The organism is Pseudomonas sp. Sample_9, from assembly GCF_004307535.1.
Classification (GTDB): domain Bacteria; phylum Pseudomonadota; class Gammaproteobacteria; order Pseudomonadales; family Pseudomonadaceae; genus Aquipseudomonas; species Aquipseudomonas mercuritolerans.
Genome location: NZ_RAZO01000078.1, coordinates 40,185 through 45,714, shown reverse-complemented (window position 1 = coordinate 45,714; position 5,530 = coordinate 40,185). Strand labels below are relative to the sequence as shown.

The window sequence follows — 5,530 nt, the reverse complement described above, 5'->3', positions numbered from 1 at the left end:
GTGGTGACGTATTACTTCTATCTGCTGGTTGGCGGGCCGGTGTTCGTGTTGATGCTGGGCAAGCCGTTGCTGAAGAAGCTGATGAACGTCAGGCAGGCTTCTTAGGTTCGTCCTGCTCTTGCTGGAGTTGCTCCCAAAGCTCGGCGGCGCCGGGGAATTCGGTGCCGTCGTCCGGGCTCATGTCCTCCGGGTCGTAACGACTCAGGCAACCTTCACCAAGGGTGGCGGGCGCTTTTGAAGTGGCTTTGTCCAGTGGATCGCTCATGGCTTTTCCTCGGGCTCAAATGACAAGGGCCTGGACGATTCAACGCCCAGGCCCTTGGTTTTTCAAGCGTGGCGTGCTCGATCAGAACACAACCGTCTTGTTGCCGTGCACCAGCACGCGGTCTTCCAGGTGATAACGCAGGCCGCGGGCCAGCACCATCTTCTCGACGTCACGGCCGAAACGCACCATGTCTTCGATGCTGTCACTGTGGCTGACACGCACCACGTCCTGCTCGATGATCGGGCCGGCGTCCAGCTCTTCGGTCACGTAATGGCAGGTTGCGCCGATCAGCTTGACGCCGCGCAGGGACGCCTGGTGATACGGCTTGGCGCCGACGAACGAAGGCAGGAAGCTGTGGTGAATGTTGATGACCTTGTGCGCGTATTCGTGGCACATGTCCGGCGGCAGGATCTGCATGTAGCGCGCCAGCACCACCACTTCGGCGTCATGCTGCTTGACCAGCCGCGACACTTCGTCAAATGCAGGCTGCTTGTCCTGCGGATTGACCGGCACATGGTAGTAAGGGATGCCGTGCCACTCGACCATGCTGCGCAGGTCGTCGTGGTTGGAGATCACGCAGGAGATTTCGCAATCCAGTTCGTCGCTGTGCCAGCGGTGCAGCAAGTCGGCCAGGCAGTGGGATTCGCGGCTGGCCATCAGCACCACGCGCTTTTTCTGCTCGGTGTCGGTGATGCGCCAGTCCATCGAGAACTCTTCGGCGATCGGCGCGAACTTCTCGCGCAACTCTTCGATACCGAACGGCAGGGAATCGGCACGGATTTCGTGACGCATGAAGAACCAGCCCACTTGATTGTCAGAGTGGTGGCTCGCTTCGGTGATCCAGCCGTTATGAGAGGCCAGAAAATTACTGACTTTGGCAACGATGCCAACGCGGTCCGGGCAAGATATCACCAGCCGAAAAGTGCGCATGAGGGGGAAACTCCAGAACTTCACAAAGGCCGCCATTCTAGCGACTGCGCAGGAAAACTGCAGTACGCATGCGCGCCGGGCGCAACGAAGCTCGGCGAAACGGCTTTCTGACGCGGGCCTTCGTCAAGACCGTGACGCTTTAGCGAGGCTTTTGTCAGACAACTGTAAATATCTGTGCTGACTGCATCACATTATTTAACTGAACATTCAATTGACGGCTAACTCCTGTAACTCATTTAAATAAAAAGCCGATCTAAATGTTTACTTGATGAAACAGCCTGACTATTATTGCGGCACTGTCCCCTGTCATTCAGCATTCTACAAAAGGTAGTACTCATGTCCTTGATCAACGAATATCGCGCCACCGAAGAAGCTATCAAAGAGCTGCAAGCCCGTCTGAAGAACCTGTCCGAAGACGACAAACTGCAAGCCGAACTGGAATTCGAAGGCAAACTGCGCACGCTGATGGGTGAATACTCCAAGTCGCTGCGTGACATCATCGCGCTGCTGGATCCTGAAGCCAAATCCAAGGCTCCACGTGGCGGCGCAGTAAAAACTACCGGCACCAAGCGTGCACGCAAAGTTAAGCAATACAAAAACCCGCACAACGGTGAAGTCATCGAAACCAAAGGTGGCAACCACAAGACTCTGAAAGAGTGGAAAGCCAAGTGGGGCGGCGACGTGGTTGAAGGCTGGGCTACCCTGCTGGGCTAAGCCGCAACATTTCGCCGAGCGATCCGCGAACAAAAGAACGCCAGCTTGCGCTGGCGTTTTTTTATGCCCGTAAATTAATTCCGGGTATGTTCGATTTCAAAGATTCAAACGTTTGCGTAATGCCTGGACATAGTTCTGCCAGTCATTGAGGACCTCTCTCTGCATTGGCGTCGCATTAAGCGACCATTGCTCAGCGGCTTCGATAAATGACTGCACGGTATTCGGCGCACCTGCCTCGGGTTGCGTCAGACGCTGGCGACAAAATAATTTCCAGCGTTCCTGCTCGGCCACATCCAAGGTGTCTGGAAAGTTGCGCGCTCGATATCGAAAAAGTAGTTCGGGCAAACGTTCATCATCGAAAGGCCACTGCTCTTGCGCCAACTGCGCAGGATCGGCCGTTCGAACTTGTTCGCATAGACGCCGATCACGATCACCGATAAATCCATCGTACAACTGCTGCTCGGGATCTTCGCTGGGAGTGAAATCTTCGCTGGCATAAATTGCCGCGATTTTATCTTTCCAGACTTGTTGTGCGTCAGTTAGTCGCACTGTCCGCTCCTGATATAGCGCCATGTCCAGCCCAAGGCGCTGCTGGTCTTGTGCGCGCAATACCGCCAGCGGCGCTACAACCGGGCATCGATTGATGTGAATCAGCTTGAGCGGCACCGGCAGTTCACCTTCGGCCAAGTCATCGCGACGGGTATACAAGCGCTGGCGCAGAGTTTGCGCATCGAGGTCCAGCAGCCCCTGCGGATCGAGATGCAAGTCACAGACGATCAAGGCGTTGCGATTCTTCGGGTGCCAGGCCAGCGGCAGCACCACGCCGACATAACTGCGTGCCGCCGAGAAACGCCCGGACACATGCACCAATGGCTGCAACAGGCGGACCTGGTCCATCACCTTCTGTTTGCTGCGCAACTGGAACAGCCACTCGTAGAGCTTGGGTTGTTTCTCGCGAATCAACCGCGCCAGCGCGATGGTGGCGCGCACATCCGACAGGGCTTCGTGAGCGTGCCCGTGATCGATATTGTTGGCCGCCGTGAGGCGTTCGAGCTTGAGGGTCACGCGGCCTTCATCATCGGTCGGCCAGACCAGACCGTCCGGGCGCAATGCGTAAGCGGCGCGCACCACATCAATCAGATCCCAGCGACTGTTGCCACCCTGCCATTCACGGGCATAGGGGTCGAAGAAATTGCGATACAGGCTGTAGCGGGTCATCTCGTCGTCGAAACGCAAGGTGTTGTAACCGGCGCCACAGGTGCCCGGTGCGGCCAGTTGCGCATGCACGCGAGTCATGAAATCGGCTTCGCTCAGACCTTTTTCAGCGAGCTGACCGGGGGTGATGCCAGTGATCGCGCATGCCGCCGGGTGCGGCAGGATGTCTTCGCTGGGCTGGCAATAGAGGTTGACCGGCTCGTCGATCTCGTTGAGCGCATGGTCGGTGCGAATCCCGGCCACTTGCAGCGGTCGGTCGTTGCGCGGATTGATGCCAGTGGTTTCGTAGTCGTACCAGAAGATTGAAGTCACGGGCGAATCCTGAACAGAAGATCGGCGAAGTCTAGGCGTTTCAGGGTTGCCACGGCCAGCCTGGTCGCCCTCGAACAGCAATTTCTCCAGATTCCTACAGGTGAATCGCATTTTCCCTGTGGGAGCGAGCCTGCTCGCGAAAGCTTTCTATCAGTTGCAAATGCGCTGACTGACCCACCACATTCGCGAGCAGGCTCGCTCCCACACCCGAGAGGCTGCTAGCATCAGGCGCACTTGCACCCCGAACAGGCGAACATCAGGTAGCCCATGCTCGAGCCCACAGCACCGCGAAGGAAAGCACCGCTGGATACGCGCCATCAGGTCGAAACACCGGAAGGCATCGACCTGCCGTTGCGCCCTGCCGGATTGATGGTGCGCGCCGTGGCGTTTGCCATCGATCTGGGCGTTCGCGGCTTGATCCTCGGCGTGCTGTTTATCGCACTGGCGTTTCTCGGCAAGCTCGGCATGGGCCTCGGTTCCTTGCTGCTGTTTGCCATCAGCTGGTGGTACATGGTGCTGTTCGAGGTGCTGCGTCAGGGCCGCTCGCCGGGGAAGCAATGGCTGGGTTTGCGCGTCGTGCACGATGACGGCACGCCGATCGGCTGGTCGGCCTCGCTATTGCGCAACCTGCTGCGCTTTGTCGATCTACTACCCTTCGGCTATTTCCTCGGTGCGCTCAGTTGCCTGCAACACCCGACTTTCAAACGCCTCGGCGATATTGCCGCTGGCACCCTGGTCGTCCACAGCGAACGCCTGCTGAGCCGACCGCAATTGCCTGATGCAGAACCTCGTCGCTGCCCTGTCCCACTCACCCTGAGCGAACAACGCGCCGTGCTCGGCTTCGCCGAACGTCAGGCCGAGCTGTCTCCCGCACGGGTCAATGAGTTGGCGGCGTTGCTGGCCCAGCCACTGCATATTTCGGCACCCAAAGCGGTGTCCGAACTCAACGGCATCGCGCGCGGTTTGTTGGGGCCGACCCCATGAAACAGAGCCTGTTCGAAAGTCGTCACAAGGCGGAATGGGAGCACTTCGCCTTGGCGCTCGCACGCCTTGAACAGGGCAAGGACACCGCGCAAGTGGCGGCTTTCCCCAAGGCTTATCGTCGCCTCTGCCAACATCTGGCCCTGGCCCAGGAGCGCGGCTACAGCAGTTTTCTGATTGATTCACTGCAGCAGCAAGTGTTGCGCGGCCACCAACAGCTGTACCGGCATCGCAGCCGCCTCGGCGCGCAAATCCTTGCGTTCATCCTCGCCGACTTCCCGCGTCTGGTGCGTGAAGAGTGGCGCTTCGTAGCTGTCGCCAGCCTTCTGTTCTTCGCCAGCCTGATCGGTTTCGCCGTTGTGGTTTATCTGTTCCCGGAACTGATCTACAACCTGATCCCTGCCGAACAGGTGCGCGAAATGCAAGGGATGTACGACCCCGTTGCCGGCCACCTCGGACGCTCGGCCGAGCGGGCGGCGAGCGAAGACTGGGTGATGTTCGGCTATTACGTGATGCACAACACAGGCATCGCCTTCCAGACGTTCGCCAGCGGTTTGCTGATGGGCATCGGCAGTGGGTTTTTCCTGATGTACAACGGCATGATCATCGGCGCGGTAGCGGGGCATCTCAGCGAAATCGGTTTTGGCCAGACCTTCTGGTCGTTCGTCATCGGTCACGGCGCATTCGAACTAACGGCGATTGCCCTTGCCGGAGCGGCGGGCCTCAAATTGGGCTGGGCGCTGATTGCACCGGGCTGCCTGACACGCGGCGAGGCACTCCGGCTGGCTGCGCGCAAGAGCGTGTTGCTGGTGTGCGGGGTCATGCTGTTCTTGCTGATCGCTGCGTTTATCGAGGCTTACTGGTCGTCGAAAACCAGTGTCACGCCGCTGACCAAATACGCCGTCGGCACCGCGCTGTGGCTGGCCGTCGCGGTGTATCTGCTGTTTGCCGGAAGGACCCGCCATGCGCCCGAGTGACGCCAGCGTAGTGATCCGCCCGCGCACGACCTGGGAAGCCATGGACCTGGGTGTGTTGATGAGCCAGCAGCATCGCCGGTTGTTGATGACCAGTTGGGCGATCGTCACCCTGCCGCTGTTCGCCCTGCTCAGCCTG

6 protein-coding genes and 1 pseudogene are annotated in these 5,530 nt (G+C 58.8%); 4 read left to right on the top strand and 3 right to left on the bottom strand.

Going from position 1 to position 5,530, the window contains the following annotated elements; all coding sequences use genetic code 11:
• Window positions 1-105: pseudogene (locus D6877_RS04605) on the top strand (TIGR00374 family protein); the annotation flags it as partial.
• On the opposite strand, the gene D6877_RS29325 reads toward D6877_RS04605, so the two are convergent.
• On the bottom strand, window positions 89-265 hold the full coding sequence (locus D6877_RS29325) for a hypothetical protein (RefSeq protein WP_163018872.1): 177 nt from the start codon (window positions 263-265) through the stop codon (window positions 89-91). The pseudogene D6877_RS04605 and the gene D6877_RS29325 sit on opposite strands and share 17 nt — an antisense overlap.
• Before the next feature lie 81 nt (window positions 266-346).
• Window positions 347-1,195, bottom strand: a complete 849-nt coding sequence (gene purU / locus D6877_RS04600) for a formyltetrahydrofolate deformylase (protein ID WP_130910007.1) — start codon at window positions 1,193-1,195, stop codon at window positions 347-349.
• 336 nt (window positions 1,196-1,531) lie between these two features.
• On the opposite strand from purU, the gene mvaT reads away from it, so the two are divergent.
• The gene (gene mvaT / locus D6877_RS04595) at window positions 1,532-1,909 is read left to right on the top strand and encodes a histone-like nucleoid-structuring protein MvaT (protein WP_016773476.1); all 378 of its coding nucleotides are present in this window, start codon (window positions 1,532-1,534) and stop codon (window positions 1,907-1,909) included.
• Between the two features lie 96 nt (window positions 1,910-2,005).
• On the opposite strand, the gene sbcB is transcribed toward mvaT, so the two are convergent.
• Window positions 2,006-3,436, bottom strand: a complete 1,431-nt coding sequence (gene sbcB, locus D6877_RS04590) for an exodeoxyribonuclease I (protein WP_130910006.1) — start codon at window positions 3,434-3,436, stop codon at window positions 2,006-2,008.
• Between the two features lie 267 nt (window positions 3,437-3,703).
• Here sbcB and D6877_RS04585 point away from each other — a divergent pair, with 267 nt between their 5' ends.
• Together D6877_RS04585 and D6877_RS04580 are read left to right on the top strand one after the other, a co-directional pair.
• Window positions 3,704-4,420 carry an RDD family protein gene (locus D6877_RS04585; RefSeq protein ID WP_130910005.1) on the top strand — a complete coding sequence of 239 codons (717 nt, stop codon included), beginning with the start codon at window positions 3,704-3,706 and terminating at the stop codon, window positions 4,418-4,420.
• Entirely contained in the window at window positions 4,417-5,394 is a 978-nt protein-coding gene (locus tag D6877_RS04580) for a stage II sporulation protein M (protein ID WP_130910004.1), read from the top strand. Before D6877_RS04585 ends, D6877_RS04580 begins: the two co-directional genes overlap by 4 nt.
• The last annotated feature ends 136 nt before the right edge of the window (window positions 5,395-5,530 follow it).